Origin of the sequence: Paenibacillus woosongensis, from assembly GCF_030122845.1 — a bacterium.
Classification (GTDB): domain Bacteria; phylum Bacillota; class Bacilli; order Paenibacillales; family Paenibacillaceae; genus Fontibacillus; species Fontibacillus woosongensis_A.
The window spans coordinates 73,880-91,971 of sequence record NZ_CP126084.1; the positions used below are offsets into that span (position 1 = coordinate 73,880).

General features: G+C 51.0%; 14 protein-coding genes and 3 rRNA genes. All 17 read left to right on the top strand.

The features are described from left to right. The first annotated feature begins 70 nt into the window (after positions 1-70). The 17 genes from hslO to QNH46_RS00405 all read left to right on the top strand — a co-directional run bounded on the left by hslO (position 71) and on the right by QNH46_RS00405 (position 18,063). The gene (gene hslO / locus QNH46_RS00325; RefSeq protein WP_283926455.1) at positions 71-961 is read left to right on the top strand and encodes an Hsp33 family molecular chaperone HslO; all 891 of its coding nucleotides are present in this window, start codon (positions 71-73) and stop codon (positions 959-961) included. A gap of 258 nt (positions 962-1,219) precedes the next feature. Continuing rightward, a complete protein-coding gene (gene cysK / locus QNH46_RS00330; protein ID WP_155613538.1) occupies positions 1,220-2,158 on the top strand; it encodes a cysteine synthase A in 939 nt (312 codons plus the stop codon). Between the two features lie 181 nt (positions 2,159-2,339). Next, positions 2,340-3,923: an anthranilate synthase component I family protein gene (locus tag QNH46_RS00335; RefSeq protein WP_283926456.1), complete on the top strand. Its 1,584-nt coding sequence runs from the start codon at positions 2,340-2,342 to the stop codon at positions 3,921-3,923. Continuing rightward, positions 3,920-4,501 (top strand): aminodeoxychorismate/anthranilate synthase component II, encoded by a 582-nt coding sequence (gene pabA / locus QNH46_RS00340; protein WP_213595393.1) that lies wholly within the window; start codon positions 3,920-3,922, stop codon positions 4,499-4,501. The genes QNH46_RS00335 and pabA overlap by 4 nt, the downstream gene beginning before the upstream one ends. After that, complete coding sequence (locus QNH46_RS00345) at positions 4,498-5,385, top strand: aminotransferase class IV (protein ID WP_283926457.1); 888 nt, start codon at positions 4,498-4,500, stop codon at positions 5,383-5,385. The genes pabA and QNH46_RS00345 overlap by 4 nt, the downstream gene beginning before the upstream one ends. A gap of 19 nt (positions 5,386-5,404) precedes the next feature. Continuing rightward, a complete protein-coding gene (folP, locus tag QNH46_RS00350) occupies positions 5,405-6,241 on the top strand; it encodes a dihydropteroate synthase (protein WP_283926458.1) in 837 nt (278 codons plus the stop codon). A gap of 117 nt (positions 6,242-6,358) precedes the next feature. Next, the gene (folB, locus tag QNH46_RS00355; protein ID WP_155613533.1) at positions 6,359-6,721 is read left to right on the top strand and encodes a dihydroneopterin aldolase; all 363 of its coding nucleotides are present in this window, start codon (positions 6,359-6,361) and stop codon (positions 6,719-6,721) included. A gap of 8 nt (positions 6,722-6,729) precedes the next feature. Further along, the gene (folK, locus tag QNH46_RS00360; RefSeq protein WP_283926459.1) at positions 6,730-7,278 is read left to right on the top strand and encodes a 2-amino-4-hydroxy-6-hydroxymethyldihydropteridine diphosphokinase; all 549 of its coding nucleotides are present in this window, start codon (positions 6,730-6,732) and stop codon (positions 7,276-7,278) included. Then, positions 7,230-7,436, top strand: coding sequence for a helix-turn-helix domain-containing protein (locus QNH46_RS00365; protein WP_155613531.1), 207 nt, complete (start codon positions 7,230-7,232; stop codon positions 7,434-7,436). Before folK ends, QNH46_RS00365 begins: the two co-directional genes overlap by 49 nt. 69 nt (positions 7,437-7,505) lie before the next feature. Next, a complete protein-coding gene (dusB, locus tag QNH46_RS00370; protein WP_283926460.1) occupies positions 7,506-8,507 on the top strand; it encodes a tRNA dihydrouridine synthase DusB in 1,002 nt (333 codons plus the stop codon). Positions 8,508-8,866: 359 nt separating this feature from the next. Then, positions 8,867-9,343 carry a transcription elongation factor GreA gene (gene greA, locus QNH46_RS00375; RefSeq protein WP_155613557.1) on the top strand — a complete coding sequence of 159 codons (477 nt, stop codon included), beginning with the start codon at positions 8,867-8,869 and terminating at the stop codon, positions 9,341-9,343. Between the two features lie 140 nt (positions 9,344-9,483). After that, positions 9,484-10,992, top strand: coding sequence for a lysine--tRNA ligase (gene lysS, locus QNH46_RS00380; protein WP_283926461.1), 1,509 nt, complete (start codon positions 9,484-9,486; stop codon positions 10,990-10,992). Positions 10,993-11,138: 146 nt separating this feature from the next. Further along, the gene (locus tag QNH46_RS00385) at positions 11,139-11,303 is read left to right on the top strand and encodes a hypothetical protein (RefSeq protein WP_283926462.1); all 165 of its coding nucleotides are present in this window, start codon (positions 11,139-11,141) and stop codon (positions 11,301-11,303) included. A 101-nt stretch (positions 11,304-11,404) separates the two neighbouring features. Further along, positions 11,405-12,960 (top strand): 16S ribosomal RNA (locus QNH46_RS00390). A gap of 369 nt (positions 12,961-13,329) precedes the next feature. Continuing rightward, a 23S ribosomal RNA gene (locus tag QNH46_RS00395) occupies positions 13,330-16,259 on the top strand. Positions 16,260-16,397: 138 nt separating this feature from the next. After that, positions 16,398-16,514, top strand: a 5S ribosomal RNA gene (gene rrf / locus QNH46_RS00400). Together the 16S, 23S and 5S rRNA genes form the textbook arrangement of a ribosomal RNA operon. Positions 16,515-16,902: 388 nt before the next feature. Further along, positions 16,903-18,063, top strand: a complete 1,161-nt coding sequence (locus QNH46_RS00405; RefSeq protein ID WP_283926463.1) for an RNA polymerase sigma factor — start codon at positions 16,903-16,905, stop codon at positions 18,061-18,063. Positions 18,064-18,092 lie beyond the last annotated feature (29 nt).

Consider the following 18,092-nt stretch of genomic DNA (forward strand, 5'->3'; position numbering starts at 1 on the left):
GAGACAGGCAGTAATAAGTGCAGTTTGTCAATGAGTAGTCATTACATCCAGAAAAGGAGGCTTCACATCTATGGGAACGGAACAAGAAAAAGACCGCTTAATTCGCGGGACGGCCATGAACGGCAAGGTACGAGCGTTTGCCGTCCGCACGACTGCGCTGGTAGAAGAGCTGCGCCGCCGTCATGATACTTATCCTACAACAACAGCGGCGATGGGGCGGACTGTAACGGCAGCCACGATGATGGGCGCTATGCTGAAGGGGGATGAGAAGCTCACGGTTCAGGTGAAGGGCGACGGACCGATCGGGCAGATCATCGCCGATGCGAATGCAAACTGCGAGGTTCGCGGCTATGTCAAGAATCCGCATGTACAGCTGCCGAGCAATAGTCAGGGCAAGCTCGATGTAGCCGGAGCGGTCGGAACGACGGGTTTTATCCATGTAACCAAGGATCTTGGACTTAAGGAGCCTTACCGGGGAAGTGTTCCGCTGATTTCCGGCGAGCTTGCCGAGGATTTTACCTATTATTTTGCTGTCTCGGAGCAAACTCCGTCTGCCGTTGGATTAGGCGTTCTGGTCGATACAGATTCTTCGGTCATCGTGGCTGGCGGCTTCATCATTCAGCTGCTGCCTGGGCTGAGCGATCAGGAGATTGACGTGATTGAGCGGGCCATCGGCCAGCTTCCTCCGGTTACCTCTCTTCTGGATCAGGGGCTGGAGCTTGAGGAGCTGCTAGGCTGGATCGTACCGGACTTTAAGCTGCTGGACGAATCGAAGGTCGTGTTCGCCTGCAACTGCTCGTTAGAGCGCGTTGAACGTACGCTGGTTAGCCTGGGTCACAGCGAGCTTGCCGAGATGGCCGAGGAGAATAAAGAGATTGAAGTCGTTTGTGACTTCTGCAACGAGGCTTATAGAATAAGCCCGGAGCGTATTGCCGAGCTTCAAGCCCAGACCAAGAAATAAGGTCGAAATTGTTAAAATACTTTGCCGAGCCTAGGAAATTTCCGGATTGCGCAAAGTATTTTTTCTATCCTTTCTTGACAACTGCCGCTGCTGATTGTTAAGATAATGAAAGAAGAATACCAACTTATTTACTCGGAAATAAATGAGGGCAGGAGAACCGCGGTAAATCCGACTCCGCTTTCGTTTTTTTACAACCAGATCACAGCTAGATTAGATTATCTGCAGCTTATTATTTTTATTACTCAGGGAGGTTTTCGTATGGCTAGAATCGTTAATAACGTAACAGATCTCATCGGGGATACACCGCTTGTTCGCTTGAACCGCATCGTCCCCGAGGATAGCGCTGAAATTTATGTAAAGCTGGAGTACCAGAACCCGGGTGCAAGCGTGAAAGACCGTATTGCGATCAGCATCGTGGAAGAAGCTGAGAAAGCGGGCAAGTTGAAACCGGGCGGTACGATCATCGAGGCAACCAGCGGAAACACCGGTATCGGACTGGCGCTTGTTGCCGCTGCTAAAGGATACAAGGCGGTTATCGTTATGCCTGAAACGATGAGTATTGAGCGCCGTAACCTCCTGCGTGCTTATGGAGCCGAGCTTGTCCTGACTCCAGGGGCAGAAGGCATGAACGGTGCCGTTAAGAAAGCTGAACAAATTCTGTCTGAAAATCCGGACTATTTCCTGGCCGATCAATTCAGAACGCAAGCTAACGTGAAGATCCACCGCGAGACGACAGGTCCGGAAATCGTTGAAGCGATCGATTCGCTTGACGGCAAGCTGGACGCTTTCGTGGCAGGAATCGGAACGGGCGGCACGATTACCGGTGCAGGTGAAGTGCTGAAGAAACGTTTCCCTGACATTAAAATTTACGCCGTCGAGCCGGCAGCTTCGCCAATTCTATCCGGTGGCAAACCTGGACCGCATAAGATTCAAGGGATCGGCGCCAACTTCGTTCCTGAAATTCTGAATCGTGAAATCTACGATGAAATCATTCACGTAGAGAACGAGGAAGCATTCGAGCAAGCGCGTAAAGTGGCTAAAGAGGAAGGCATCCTTTCCGGAATTTCTTCCGGTGCAGCCATCTTCGCTGCGCTTAAAGTAGCCAAACAACTTGGCAAAGGCAAACGCGTAATCGCAGTCGTTCCAAGTAACGGCGAGCGTTACCTGAGCACGCCGCTCTACAATTTCGAAGCTTAATTTCTAGCTGCGGCTTGTATATATTGAGTCAACCCCCAACCGCTTGCATCAGACGGTGTGGGGGTTGTTGCTTGTTTTATGATTGTTTTGTTGCATGTTATTGGGGATGTTCAACGGAATGAGGTTCTAGTATACTAGCTAGCAACAAGAACGCATCAAGGGCTGGAGGTAGTGACATAGCATGATTACCATTACACGATGGGAGCAATGGGAGAGCTGGGCAGCGGAGGGCTGTTGGACGATGCTGCCCTGCGCCGTCAAAATGAAATCGGATTCCCGTCTGCCGGGCGACTGGGCGCAGGCCTGGAACACAGCGCGGCCATACTCCTTTGTGTTAGAGAGCGGCAAGGACGGCCGCTATACCTTTCTCGGTTTGGAGCCTTTGTCCGTCATAAGGGGAAAAGGAACTGTTGCACAAATCGAGGACACCTCCACGGGCCATATCGTAGAAGTTGAAGGATGTCCTTTGGACGTGCTGCATGAATGGCTAAAGCCATTTAAGTCGCCAGCGGTACCTGGACTGCCTAAATTCAGCGGAGGCGGCGTAGGATATCTCAGTTATGATGTGGCCCGCTCTTTGGAGCGTCTTCCTGTGATGGCAGAGGATGACCTCCGAATCGATGATTATATATGGATGCGCATGGAAGAGCTGTGGGTGTTCGATCATGAGCTGGAAGAGATATACGCAATCGTCCATTGTCCTGTTGGAGCAGAGCAGTCTGCAATGTCACTGGCCCAGGCTTTCGAGAAAGCGAAGCGGCGGGCATCGCTGATGCTTGATCGCTGGAATGAAATCATCCATGAGGCCAAACACGGGACGATAGCTGAGAAGACAAGGAGCCGCCAAATGGCGTTGGCGACAAGGGATGTCTCATCCGCCGAGTGGGATGACATTTTAGAGCGTTCCGCTTCCGTTTCTTTTGCCCAGGATGATTTCGAAGCGGCGGTACGCCGGGTACAGGAATATATAGCGGCGGGAGATGTATTTCAGGTGAATTTGTCATTGCGACGAGGGCTTCCGCTTACAGTTTCGCCAGAGGAGATTTATGAATGGCTGAGGCTGCTGAATCCTTCTCCATATATGGGGCTTCTCCGCTTTCCCGATTTTCAGCTTGTCTCCGTTTCGCCAGAGCTCCTTGTGAAGCTGGAGCAGGGGAAGATGGCAACACGCCCTATCGCCGGCACGAGGCGCCGGGGCGCTACACCGGAGGAGGATGAGGCCATGGCCCAAGAGCTGCTGAGCAGCGAGAAGGAGCGGGCGGAGCATATCATGCTCGTCGATTTGCTTCGCAACGATTTGGGTCGTGTGTCCAAGTTTGGTTCGGTCAGGGCCAGTGAGTTGATGGTTATTGAATATTACTCGCATGTAATGCACTTGGTCTCGCAGGTAGAGGGCCTGCTGGACGCAGGAAAGACGCCATTTGACGTAATTGCTGCTGTATTTCCGGGGGGAACGATTACCGGCGCTCCGAAGGTAAGGACAATGGAGATTATTGAGGAGCTGGAGCCTGTGACCCGCGGGCCATACACGGGTGCTATGGGATGGATTGACTACAACGGAAATATGGAATTAAATATTATTATACGTACACTGGTCGTTAAGGATGGCGTAGGACATATTCAGGTCGGGGCAGGCATTGTAATCGACTCCGTGCCTTATCGGGAATACAGGGAATGCCATAATAAAGCTAGAGCTATAACGATGGCGGTCGGGTTAAGTCAGGAATTCGCCGCCGAAGGCCAAGGACAGGGGATGAAGTTATGATACTGGTTATCGATAATTACGATTCTTTTACGTACAATCTCGTGCAGTATTTAGGCGAGCTTGGGGAAGAAGTTGTTGTACGCCGAAATGATGAAATTGATTTGCAAGGCATCGAGGAACTGCAGCCGGATCACATTCTACTGTCTCCGGGTCCGTGCACGCCAAATGAGGCAGGGATAACTCTTGATGTCATTGACCGATTCAAGGGCAAGATCCCGATCTTTGGCGTCTGCCTGGGTCATCAGGCTATCGGTCAAGCCTTTGGGGGCAAGGTCGTTCGGGCGGAGCGGCTAATGCATGGCAAGACCTCGCCGATTCGCCATAAGGGCGAATCCGTATTTACGGGGCTTCCTTCGCCGTTTACGGCAACCCGTTATCATTCGCTGATCGTGGAACGCTCCAGCCTTCCCGACTGCCTTGAGATTACCGCCGAGACCGAGGAAGGCGAAATCATGGGCCTGCGCCATAAAACCTATGCCGTGGAAGGGGTTCAATTCCATCCGGAGTCGATTATTACCGATCATGGCCATCAAATTCTCCGCAACTTCCTTAGCCGCAAGGTCGGGGCAGGGGTATGAATTATATCGGGGTGAACGGAGTTCCGACCCCATCCGCTGAAGCCGTGATATCCGTAATGGATCACGGCTTCATGTACGGTATGGGGCTGTTCGAGACATTCCGGACGTACGGGGGGCAGCCTTTTCTTCTGGAGCGGCACTTGGAGCGGCTTCGGGGCGGTTGCCGGGAATTAGGCATACGTTACGAGGCCCGGGAGGAACTGCTGCGATATGAAATCGCCTCATTGCTGAAGGCGAATGAGCTGCTGGATGGGTATATCCGGCTGACTGTATCGGCTGGCGCCGGGCCGCTTGGCTTGCCGCCGGAAGATTATACGGAGCCGTGCGTTATTATCTATGTGAAGCCATTGCCGTCCTTTGATTCGGGGCTGTATACCCATGGCAAGGAATTATGGCGTTTATCTACGCCTCGCAATACCCCTGAGGGGAAGATCAGGCTCAAGTCGCTTCACTATATGAATAATATTCTCGCCAAGCGGGAGCTGGAGGAACTTATCAGAGGTGCCCATCCAGGGGGCGTACCCGAGGGATTGCTTTTGACAGCCCAAGGACATTTGGCGGAAGGCATCGTCAGTAATTTATTTTTTGTGCGCGAGGGGACATTATATACGCCGGAGATTGGGACCGGCATTTTGCCGGGAATTACCCGCTCCTTCGTATTAGAACTTGCGGAGCGGTCAGGGCTGTCGTTTATAGAAGGACGCTATACCTGGGATGAGCTGGTCGCGGCGGAAGAAGTATTTTTGACCAATTCGATCCAAGAGCTGGTGCCAGTGACGGCATTGGTTGAGCCGGGGGGGTCGAGATATTCGGTCGGGGACGGAATGATCGGTCCCGTTACGGAAATGCTTTTAGATAGTTATAGACGTAATTGCGGTGTATAGATAGAAGGGGGACGATAACATGCAGCCTACGCTATATCAGCGGACTTATCAATGCGGCGAAACCGAGCTGAAGCTTGGTGAACGGACTTTGATTATGGGTATTTTAAATGTAACTCCGGATTCTTTCTCCGATGGTGGACGTTATAATGAGGCGGAACGGGCGGTTGCCCATGCTTTGGAAATGGTCCGTGACGGGGCTGATATCATCGATATCGGCGGGGAATCGACCAGGCCGGGCCATGAGCCTGTATCGCTGGACGAGGAGCTGGAGCGGGTGGTCCCTATCGTAGAAGCGATCCATCGCGAATCCCCCCATATTCCTATTTCGGTAGACACATACAAAGCGGAGGTGGCGAGACAGTCCCTTGCTGCGGGCGCTCACATGATCAATGATATATGGGGCTGCAAAGCGGACCCTCTCATGGCCGAGGTGGCGGCGGAATTCAAGTCTCCCGTTATTTTGATGCATAATCGGCATGATCGGGATTACCGTGATTTAATACAGGACGTAGAAGCGGACCTGCTGGACAGCATAGAGATCGCGCGGCGGGCTGGAGTAAGGGATGAGCAGATCATCCTTGATCCGGGGATCGGGTTTGCGAAGGACTATGAGGAGAATTTGCGGGTGATGAAGGAACTGGATCGGCTGATGAAGCTGGGCTTTCCACTGTTGCTCGGCACGTCCCGTAAAAGATTTATCCGAACCACGCTGGACTTGCCGGTGGACGAACTGGTTATGGGTACCGCTGCGACGGTAGCTCTTGGCATTGCTCAAGGCTGCCAGATCGTGCGGGTTCACGACGTGAAGGAAATCAAACAACTGGCCAAAATGTGCGATGCTATTGTTTATGCTTAATTGTTTGCGTGTAGCTTTGTGAATAGCCTTAGCTTGCTCTGGCGCGTGAAATTGAGCTTTCTAAGGTTTGCTGGCTGCTTCTGGTTTATTTTATATGACGGAAAGGTTGGGTAATGGATGGATAAAATGGTGCTTCGGCGCATGGAATATTACGGGTACCATGGTGTTTTTGAGGAAGAGCGCAAGCTTGGTCAACGCTTCTATGTCGATCTTGAATTAGAACTTGATTTGCGGGAAGCCGGACAGACCGATGATTTGAGCAAGACGGTGAACTATGCCGAAATTCATGAGCTGCTGCGGGGCATTGTCGAAGGAAAAAGCTTCAAATTGATCGAAGCCCTCGCAGAACATATTGCATCCTCGGTTTTGGACACTTATACTATGGTAGATGCGTTAACGGTTCATGTCACGAAGCCGCATCCGCCATTTGATATTCATTTTGAAGGTGTGACGGTGCAGTTGTACCGCTCTAGAAAGTGAGACGTGCGATGAATACACATCCGACCTCTGGAACTACAGAGGCTTATATTGCTTTAGGGGCCAATCTCGGCGACCGGGAAGCGACCTTGATGGAGGCGCTGGCTCGGCTGGATGCCCACCCGAAGATAGAGGTGCTCCGCTGCTCCCGTCTATATGAGACCGATCCTGTAGGATATCTTGATCAGCCTTGCTTCCTGAATATGACTGCAGCGCTACGGACGACGCTGGGTCCTGAGGAGCTGCTGGTTGTCATGCAGCAAATTGAGCTTGAGCTGGGGCGTGAGCGCAAAATTCGCTATGGGCCGCGAACCGTTGATTTGGATCTGCTATGGGTAGAGGGGCAAGAGATAGATACCCCATTGCTGACGCTGCCACATCCGCGGATGATGGAGCGTGCCTTTGTACTTGTCCCTTTGGCGGACATCGTTGCCGAGGAGGAGTCTTCCGGCTTATACCGGCGCACCCAAGAAGCTTTGACCAGCATGGATGGAAAGGAAGGCGTACGTTTTTGGAAAATTTGCAACTGGCGCAGCGAATCCGGGCTTACCGAAAACTAAAGGGGTTCACACAGCAGCAGCTTGCGGAGCGATCCGGCGTATCGCTAGCCGTCCTCGGAGCGATCGAGCGTGGGAACCGACGTGCAGAAGATCAAATTTTAATTAAAATTGTGGATGCTTTGGGCATTTCGATGTCTGAATTGAAATCCTCAGAATAAATTGACTGGCAGGGATAATGCTACAAGTTACGAGCAAGTTCGACAACAATATGATTAGGGAGGGATGTTATGCTGAAAATTGGCGATATTGAAATGAAGAACCAGGTCGTGCTAGCACCGATGGCGGGCGTCTGCAATCCTGCCTTCCGGCTGATTGCCAAGGAGTTCGGCACCGGCCTCGTCTGTGCGGAGATGGTTAGCGACAAAGCGATCATCCATGGAAACAAGCGCACGAAGGAAATGCTGTTCGTAGATGAGCGGGAGAAGCCGCTTAGTCTGCAGATTTTTGGCGGGGATCGGGGTTCTCTGGTAGAAGCGGCCAAGGTTGTCGATCAGGAGACGAATGCCGATATCATCGATATTAACATGGGCTGTCCTGTACCTAAAGTGACGAAATGCGATGCCGGGGCACGCTGGCTGCTTGATCCGAATAAAATTTATGAAATGGTGTCCGCCGTGGTGGATGCTGTCAGCAAGCCGGTAACGGTCAAAATGCGGATCGGCTGGGACGCCGAGCATATCTATGTGGTGGATAACGCCAAGGCGGTAGAACAGGCTGGAGGCAAGGCGGTCAGTGTACACGGCCGTACCCGGGAGCAGCTGTATACCGGCAAAGCCGACTGGAGCTACATTAAGCAAGTCAAGGAAGCCGTGTCTATTCCAGTCATCGGGAACGGCGATGTTGCGACCCCAGAGGATGCGAAGCGCATGCTGGAGCAAACCGGATGCGATGGCGTCATGATCGGCCGGGGTGCGTTGGGCAACCCGTGGATGCTGTACCGGACGGTAGAATATCTGAGAACCGGGGAATTGCTGCCTGAACCGGATCCGGAAGAGAAAATCCGCATTGCAATCCTTCATATGGATCGTTTGGCCGCTCTCAAGGGAGAGAGCGTGGCGGTACGCGAGATGCGCAAGCATTTGGCATGGTACTTGAAAGGCATGCAAGGTGCGGCACGGATCAAGGATGTTATCATGGAAGAGACCAAGCGGGACGAGATGGTACGAATTCTCGAGAATTTTGTCGCTAATCTGTCCATTGAGAATGCTAAAGAAGCGGAATCCGCTTAATTTACGAAAATGATTATAAAAGGAAGATTCGCCACGTAAACATCCTTCATGAAACGTTTACATTTGAAAATTGTACTGTCATTGACATTTCGAGAGGCTTCACCTATAATTTCTCAGTATAAATTCGCCTCAGGAGATAACTTCCACGACATGGGGTGGTCTGAGCTCCATGAGTTTGCATATGATATTCTCAAATGATGCGTGAATTTTCACGGCCGTGGCATGCGGCAACTCGGACCCTTGAGGGCTTGTTAGAGAATGGGTTAGATCCATCCGTGGCGGAAGGTATTCATATTGAAGGAGCCCATGACCGCGCGCATAGTGCGAAAATTATTTCCATGACAGGAGAATCGGTTGAGATGAGCGATAAAGAAGTTATTCTTACACAAGATGGTTTGAAGAAGTTGGAAGAAGAGCTTGAAAATTTGAAATCCGTGAAACGTCGTGAGGTTGCGGAGCGCATTAAGGTTGCCATTGGTTATGGCGATATTAGTGAAAACTCGGAATACGAGGATGCCAAGAATGAGCAGGCTTTTATTGAAGGCCGTATTATTACGCTTGAGAAAATGCTGCGCAACGCCCGTATCATTAACAACGACGAAATTGATACGGACACGGTGAGCATTGGTTCCACGGTAACCGTAGAGGATTTGGAGTTCGGCGATACGATGGAATACGCCATCGTCGGTACGGCTGAATCCGATCCGCTGCAAAATAAAATTTCAAACGAAAGCCCAGTAGGCAAGGCGATCCTCGGTAAGCAAAAGGGTGCTATCGTCGATGTAACGGTCCCTGCGGGTGTGATTCAATATAAAATCGTAGATATTAAGAAATAGGGCGGTATTTTGAGTTGGAAGAGCTTCCCCAGGGGAGGCTTTTTTCACTGTTGTCGAATACTTTCCAGTAGTGAGCATTTATGCAAGATTCAGCTAATATAAGCTGTATAATAAAGTTGTAGAAGGAGTGGAGTATCAACATGAGCGAGGAACACAACACTCAGGAGCAGGAAGTCGAAATCAGCGAGCTATTACAAATCAGACGCGATAAATTGGACGAGCTGTGGAACCTGGGGATCGACCCTTTTGGTAAGAAGTACGTGCGTACTCATATGGCAGGTGCAATTCTGCAGGACTACGACGGCATGACGAAGGAAGAGCTTGAGGAGAAGAAGGTAGAGGTATCAGTTGCCGGACGGATCATGGCCAAACGGGGAATGGGGAAAGCAAGCTTCGCTCATATTCAAGATTTGAGCGGCAGAATCCAAATTTACGTCCGTCAGGATAGTGTCCCGGAAGTGAAGTATGCTGCTTTCAGCATTCTTGACCTGGGCGATATCGTAGGGGTGCGCGGTGAAGTATTTAAGACGAAGACCGGCGAGACAACCATTAAAGTGACCGATCTTGAAGTGCTGTCCAAATCGCTTTATCCGCTGCCGGATAAGTACCATGGCCTGAAGGATGTTGAGCTCCGCTATCGTCAGCGTTATGTGGACCTGATTGTGAACCCTGAGGTACAGCAAACATTTATTAAACGTTCCCGCATAATCCAATCGATGCGCCGTTATCTGGATTCATTGGGATACCTGGAAGTAGAGACCCCGACACTGCATAGCATCGCCGGCGGCGCTGCGGCGCGTCCGTTTATTACACATCATAATGCGCTGGATATGGAGCTTTATATGCGAATTGCGATCGAGCTTCATTTGAAGCGTCTTATTGTCGGCGGGCTGGAGAAAGTGTACGAAATCGGCCGTGTATACCGGAATGAAGGTGTGTCTACACGCCACAACCCGGAATTTACGATGATTGAATTGTATGAAGCTTATGCGGATTACAAGGATATCATGGCGCTGACGGAGAATATGATCGCTCATATCGCCGAAGAAGTGCTGGGTACGAAGGTTGTGCATTACCAAGGGCATGAAGTAGACCTTACGCCGCAATGGCGCCGGGTATCAATGGTTGATGCTGTTAAGGAAGTTACCGGCGTAGACTTCGGCGTCCAAATGAGCAATGAGGAAGCACACCGCCTGGCGAAAGAACACAAAGTTCCGGTTGAGCCTCATATGACGTTTGGGCATATATTGAATGCTTTCTTCGAAGAATTCGTAGAAGAGACGCTGATTCAGCCGACTTTCGTCTACGGACATCCGGTGGAGATTTCTCCACTGGCGAAGAAAAATGAGGAAGATCCGCGGTTCACGGATCGTTTCGAGTTGTTTATCGTAGCTCGCGAGCATGCCAACGCATTTACCGAGCTGAATGACCCGATTGATCAGCGTCAACGTTTCGAAGCTCAGCTGATTGAGCGCGAGCACGGCAATGATGAGGCTCATGAGATGGACAATGACTTCATCCATGCCCTTGAATATGGTATGCCGCCAACTGGCGGACTTGGAATTGGCATTGACCGTCTGGTGATGCTGCTGACGAATTCTGCGTCGATCCGCGATGTGTTGTTGTTCCCGCATATGCGTTCGGAATAATATAGATAGGAGCGAGCCTGGCTTAAAAAAGCCGGGCTCGTTTTGTCATGATGGAGAAATGCGGGCTATGTTATTAACGATGCAAATAACGGAGCGGGGGGTGGACGAAATTGGAAGCATAAAAATAGGTGTTAGGGCTTGCGCCTATGTTGAAAAGATGGTATATTAAATATCCGGTCGTTAATAACAAGCTTTATGGAGAGCTTAAACGGCAACAAAAAATAAAGCTTGCAATTGATCGCTGGATGTTGTATGATAAGAAAGTTGCCGCTGAAACAGCGGTAACGAATGAGAACAAAGTTGATCTTTGAAAACTGAACAACGAGTGAGCGGGTTTCACGGAAGTGAAATCTAAATAATAGAGTCAGATGCAAATCTGATCTCGTCAGATTCAAAATGAGCAAGTCAAACTTTAATGGAGAGTTTGATCCTGGCTCAGGACGAACGCTGGCGGCGTGCCTAATACATGCAAGTCGAGCGGAATTATTTTGGAAGCTTGCTTCCGAAATAATTTAGCGGCGGACGGGTGAGTAATACGTAGGCAACCTGCCTGTAAGACTGGGATAACTGCCGGAAACGGTAGCTAATACCGGATAAATCATTTCGCCGCATGGCGGAGTGCTGAAAGACGGAGCAATCTGTCACTTACAGATGGGCCTACGGCGCATTAGCTAGTTGGTGGGGTAATGGCCTACCAAGGCGACGATGCGTAGCCGGCCTGAGAGGGTGAACGGCCACACTGGGACTGAGACACGGCCCAGACTCCTACGGGAGGCAGCAGTAGGGAATCTTCCGCAATGGACGAAAGTCTGACGGAGCAACGCCGCGTGAGTGATGAAGGTTTTCGGATCGTAAAGCTCTGTTGCCAGGGAAGAATGTCTTGGAGAGTAACTGCTCTGAGAGTGACGGTACCTGAGAAGAAAGCCCCGGCTAACTACGTGCCAGCAGCCGCGGTAATACGTAGGGGGCAAGCGTTGTCCGGAATTATTGGGCGTAAAGCGCGCGCAGGCGGTCATTTAAGTCTGGTGTATAAACTCGGGGCTCAACTCCGAGTCGCACTGGAAACTGGGTGACTTGAGTGCAGAAGAGGAGAGTGGAATTCCACGTGTAGCGGTGAAATGCGTAGAGATGTGGAGGAACACCAGTGGCGAAGGCGACTCTCTGGGCTGTAACTGACGCTGAGGCGCGAAAGCGTGGGTAGCAAACAGGATTAGATACCCTGGTAGTCCACGCCGTAAACGATGAATGCTAGGTGTTAGGGGTTTCGATACCCTTGGTGCCGAAGTTAACACATTAAGCATTCCGCCTGGGGAGTACGGTCGCAAGACTGAAACTCAAAGGAATTGACGGGGACCCGCACAAGCAGTGGAGTATGTGGTTTAATTCGAAGCAACGCGAAGAACCTTACCAGGTCTTGACATCCCTCTGACCGGTCTAGAGATAGGCCTTTCCTTCGGGACAGAGGAGACAGGTGGTGCATGGTTGTCGTCAGCTCGTGTCGTGAGATGTTGGGTTAAGTCCCGCAACGAGCGCAACCCTTAGGTTTAGTTGCCAGCACATAAAGGTGGGCACTCTAGATCGACTGCCGGTGACAAACCGGAGGAAGGTGGGGATGACGTCAAATCATCATGCCCCTTATGACCTGGGCTACACACGTACTACAATGGCCAGTACAACGGGAAGCGAAACCGCGAGGTGGAGCGAATCCTATCAAAGCTGGTCTCAGTTCGGATTGCAGGCTGCAACTCGCCTGCATGAAGTCGGAATTGCTAGTAATCGCGGATCAGCATGCCGCGGTGAATACGTTCCCGGGTCTTGTACACACCGCCCGTCACACCACGAGAGTTTACAACACCCGAAGTCGGTGAGGTAACCGCAAGGGGCCAGCCGCCGAAGGTGGGGTAGATGATTGGGGTGAAGTCGTAACAAGGTAGCCGTATCGGAAGGTGCGGCTGGATCACCTCCTTTCTATGGAGAATCGTTCTCTGCAACGAGAACATTCAAATATTACGGACGACGAAAGTCGCCGGATGCTCACTCGTTGGTCAGTTTTGAGAGTTCAACTCTCAAAACCCTCGTTACTTTAGGTTAACACGGTTTGTGAACGATCCAAAAGTAAACGAGATTGATCCTTGAAAACTGGATAACGAAACGAAATTTGCGTTTTAGAAAATTCCTTTTAGCTGAAACTTGTGTCTAACAAGTTTTGAATTAAAAGTGGCTAGCGTAGGTTTTGGTACTGGAGATCCTTTGTGAGACGATTTCTACCTTGTATGAATTTACTTGATCAAGAAATCGGCGAACAACAGAGCGCCAGGCGCAAAACCGAAGCATTATGGTTAAGCTACTAAGAGCACACGGAGGATGCCTAGGCGCTAGGAGCCGAAGAAGGACGTGGCGAACAACGAAACTGCCTCGGGGAGCTGTAAGCAAGCTTTGATCCGGGGGTGTCCGAATGGGGAAACCCGGCTGTGTTCATACGCAGTCACTCACATCTGAATACATAGGGTGTGAAGAGGCATACCAGGGGAACTGAAACATCTAAGTACCCTGAGGAAGAGAAAACAAAAGTGATTCCGTCAGTAGCGGCGAGCGAACGCGGATTAGCCTAAACCAGGGAGCTTGCTCTCTGGGGTTGTGGGACGTCTCACATGGAGTTACAAAGGAACCGATTAGACGAACAGGTCTGGAAAGGCCGGCCATAGAAGGTAAAAGCCCTGTAATCGAAAGTCTGTTCCCTCCGAGACGGATCCCGAGTAGTGCGGGGCACGTGAAACCCCGTATGAATCTGCCAGGACCATCTGGTAAGGCTAAATACTCCCTAGCGACCGATAGTGAAGCAGTACCGTGAGGGAAAGGTGAAAAGCACCCCGGGAGGGGAGTGAAAAAGAACCTGAAACCGTGTGCTTACAAGAAGTCAGAGCCCTATTTATGGGTGATGGCGTGCCTTTTGTAGAATGAACCGGCGAGTTACGTTCCCGTGCAAGGTTAAGGTGAAGAGCCGAAGCCGCAGCGAAAGCGAGTCTGAATAGGGCGATTGAGTACGTGGACGTAGACCCGAAACCGGGTGATCTACCCCTGTCCAGGGTGAAGGTGCGGTAACACGCACTGGAGGCCCGAACCCACGTATGTTGAAAAATGCGGGGATGAGGTGGGGGTAGCGGAGAAATTCCAATCGAACTCGGAGATAGCTGGTTCTCCCCGAAATAGCTTTAGGGCTAGCCTCGGTGAATAGAGTCGTGGAGGTAGAGCACTGATTGGGTGCGGGGCCCGCCAAGGGTTACCAAGCTCAGTCAAACTCCGAATGCCATAGACTTATAACCGGGAGTCAGACAGTGAGTGCTAAGATCCATTGTCAAGAGGGAAACAGCCCAGACCATCAGCTAAGGTCCCCAAGTGTGTGTTAAGTGGGAAAGGATGTGGAGTTGCACAGACAACCAGGATGTTGGCTTAGAAGCAGCCACCATTTAAAGAGTGCGTAATAGCTCACTGGTCGAGTGACTCTGCGCCGAAAATGTAACGGGGCTAAACACACCACCGAAGCTATGGCTTGATGCTTTGCATCAGGGGTAGGGGAGCGTTGTATGCGGATTGAAGTTGGACCGGAAGGACTGGTGGACTGCATACAAGTGAGAATGCCGGTATGAGTAACGAAAAGATCAGTGAGAATCTGATCCGCCGAAAGCCCAAGGTTTCCTGAGGAAGGTTCGTCCGCTCAGGGTAAGTCGGGACCTAAGGCGAGGCCGAAAGGCGTAGTCGAAGGACAACAGGTTGAAATTCCTGTACCACCGTAATCCGTTATGAGCGATGGGGTGACGCAGTAGGGTAGTGACGCGAGCTGATGGATGCTCGTCCAAGCAGTGAGGCTGATGTGTAGGCAAATCCGCACATCGTTAAGGCTGGGCTGTGATGGGGAGGGAAAATTTACAGTACCGAAGGTCATGATCTCACACTGCCAAGAAAAGCCTCTAGCCAGGAGAAGGTGCCCGTACCGCAAACCGACACAGGTAGGCGAGAAGAGAATTCTAAGGCGCGCGGAAGAACTCTCGTTAAGGAACTCGGCAAAATGACCCCGTAACTTTGGGAGAAGGGGTGCCCCGGTAGTGTGAATAGCACGAGGGGGCCGCAGTGAAAAGGCCCAAGCGACTGTTTAGCAAAAACACAGGTCTGTGCGAAGCCGTAAGGCGAAGTATACGGGCTGACGCCTGCCCGGTGCTGGAAGGTTAAGGGGAGCGGTTAGGGGTAACCCGAAGCTGTGAACCGAAGCCCCAGTAAACGGCGGCCGTAACTATAACGGTCCTAAGGTAGCGAAATTCCTTGTCAGGTAAATTCTGACCCGCACGAATGGCGTAACGACTTGGGCGCTGTCTCAACGAGAGATCCGGTGAAATTTTAATACCTGTGAAGATGCAGGTTACCCGCGACAAGACGGAAAGACCCCATGGAGCTTTACTACAGCTTGATATTGAACTTTGATGCGATTTGTACAGGATAGGTGGGAGCCTAGGAATCCGGAGCGCCAGCTTCGGTGGAGGCGCCGTTGGGATACCACCCTGATCGTATCGAAGTTCTAACCTGGGACCGTGATCCGGTTCGGGGACAGTGTCAGGTGGGTAGTTTGACTGGGGCGGTCGCCTCCTAAAGAGTAACGGAGGCGCCCCAAGGTTCCCTCAGAATGGTTGGAAATCATTCGCAGAGTGCAAAGGCAAAAGGGAGCTTGACTGCGAGACTGACAAGTCGAGCAGGGACGAAAGTCGGGCTTAGTGATCCGGTGGTACCGCATGGAAGGGCCATCGCTCAACGGATAAAAGCTACCCTGGGGATAACAGGCTTATCTCCCCCAAGAGTCCACATCGACGGGGAGGTTTGGCACCTCGATGTCGGCTCATCGCATCCTGGGGCTGAAGTAGGTCCCAAGGGTTGGGCTGTTCGCCCATTAAAGCGGTACGCGAGCTGGGTTCAGAACGTCGTGAGACAGTTCGGTCCCTATCTGTCGTGGGCGTAGGAAATTTGAGAGGAGCTGTCCTTAGTACGAGAGGACCGGGATGGACGCACCGCTGGTGCACCAGTTGTTCCGCCAGGAGCATAGCTGGGTAGCTACGTGCGGATGGGATAAACGCTGAAAGCATCTAAGCGTGAAGCCCTCCTCAAGATGAGATTTCCCAATTTAGTAAGACCCCTTGAAGACGACGAGGTTGATAGGCCTGAGGTGGAAGTGCAGCAATGTATGGAGCTGACAGGTACTAATCGGTCGAGGGCTTATCCAAACTTTACCCCAAAAAGTGAAGCGGAGGCTTCGAAGAGTATACCGAATACTTTTCGGGGGCCCCGGTGAACCAAGTAAGGGCTAACACGCAAATGAAGTTTCGTATCCAGTTTTCAGGTGATCAAGTCATCTGAACACGTTTGGTGGCAATGGCGGAGGGGTTCCACACGTACCCATCTCGAACACGACCGTTAAGCCCTCCAGCGCCGATGGTACTTGGACCGCAGGGTCCTGGGAGAGTAGGACGTCGCCAAGCAACTGAAAAAGCACTGTTGATCCAAAGATCAGCAGTGCTTTTTTGTTTTTCTAAGTGTTGTTTGCATTGCGTCGAACACGTTCTTACGGACAAGAGATCCGCTATTTGCTGTTTTTATGTTAAATCGGCAAGCCAACGGACACAGAAGGCGCTATTCAGTGGAAATAGCCGTCGAAGCCATGGATTTTCCATCAATAGGCTCCCTTGTGTCCGTTAGGTCCAGAAAAGCCAGCATTTTTGCGAAATAGCGGAACCAGGGTCCGAAAGAGGGCAATCAAAATGAATGGCGAAAATATTTTATAATTATGATCGTATCGATCTATGCATTTTTGTCGTTTATATAAGTAAATAGAAAAATGATTAAGTGTGTAGGGAGGTGTAAAGCGTAATGAGCAGCAAGTACACAACGATGCAGCCATTTAGAACTCTAGAACAAATGAAGTCCGTACAGGAAGCGGAGCTTTTGCAAGAACCAAAGCAGCTGGAGAATATGAGGCCCGTAAAAGGCACAGTAATTGTGCACCCATACAAACCTTTGTCGAGAACGAAGTTCGTGCCACAAGTCAAACATATGAAACAACCGATGCCGAAGCTGCATCAGGATGCAAGATCCATGCAGCCATCAAAGGCACTGCAGCAATCCAATATCCGCCGACAATCCCGACAATTGAAGCCACGTCAACAATTCAAGCAACAACAGCGATTAAACCCGCATCATCAACAGTCAAAGCAGCACCAGCAACCAAACCTTAACCTTGTGGGTGCAGATCAGCGATCCACTGCTAGCCTCCAATTGGAGACAAGGCATGACAGCTTTCTGGAATGGGTTCAATCTTATCAGGGGGCACTGAGTCAATATTGCCGGTCCCTGGTCGCTACATCCTGGGAGGCGGAAGATCTTGTCCAAGAAACTTGGCTGAAGGTTTGGAGAATTTCTCTTGAAAAGGGCAGCGACTTCAGCGTCAATAAGTCGTACCTATACAAAATTGCTAACCATATATACATTGATGGACGTCGCAAAAATAGAACTGGTGCAGAGTTGTATTCGATGGACCAGACAGCAGCTGATGAGCTCCAGGCAGATGAGGCGGATGTAGCCTCCCTCTGGACGGCCATGGAAACAATCGTAAACCGCCTCCCTATCAATCAGCGCATTACGTTAATGCTTATAGATGTATTTCGTTACACGGCCGCAGAAACGGCGGAACTGCTCTCTACGACCGAAGGAGCTGTTAAAGCATTGCTTCACCGCGCCCGGACGAAGCTTAGATCGGAGCGAGAGAGTATGGAAACAGATAAAGGCTCACGGTTAGGAAAAAGAAGCGGCTCAGCACATGCGACCCCGCATAATGAGCAAATCGTATATGCGTACTTAAAGGCATTCCGGGAGCATAATCCACGGGCACTGCTCCTGCTCATGAATGAATCCACCGCGCTCGAGCAGCTGCAGCCACCCGTTCTGCAGAAGCATAGGCAGCAAAATGCTCGACATCAGGATGATCTAAAAGCCGCGGTTTCCAGGCAAATGTTCGTATGGGCAGCTGCCTAAAGAAGGACGTACATGTCTTAAATATTAAT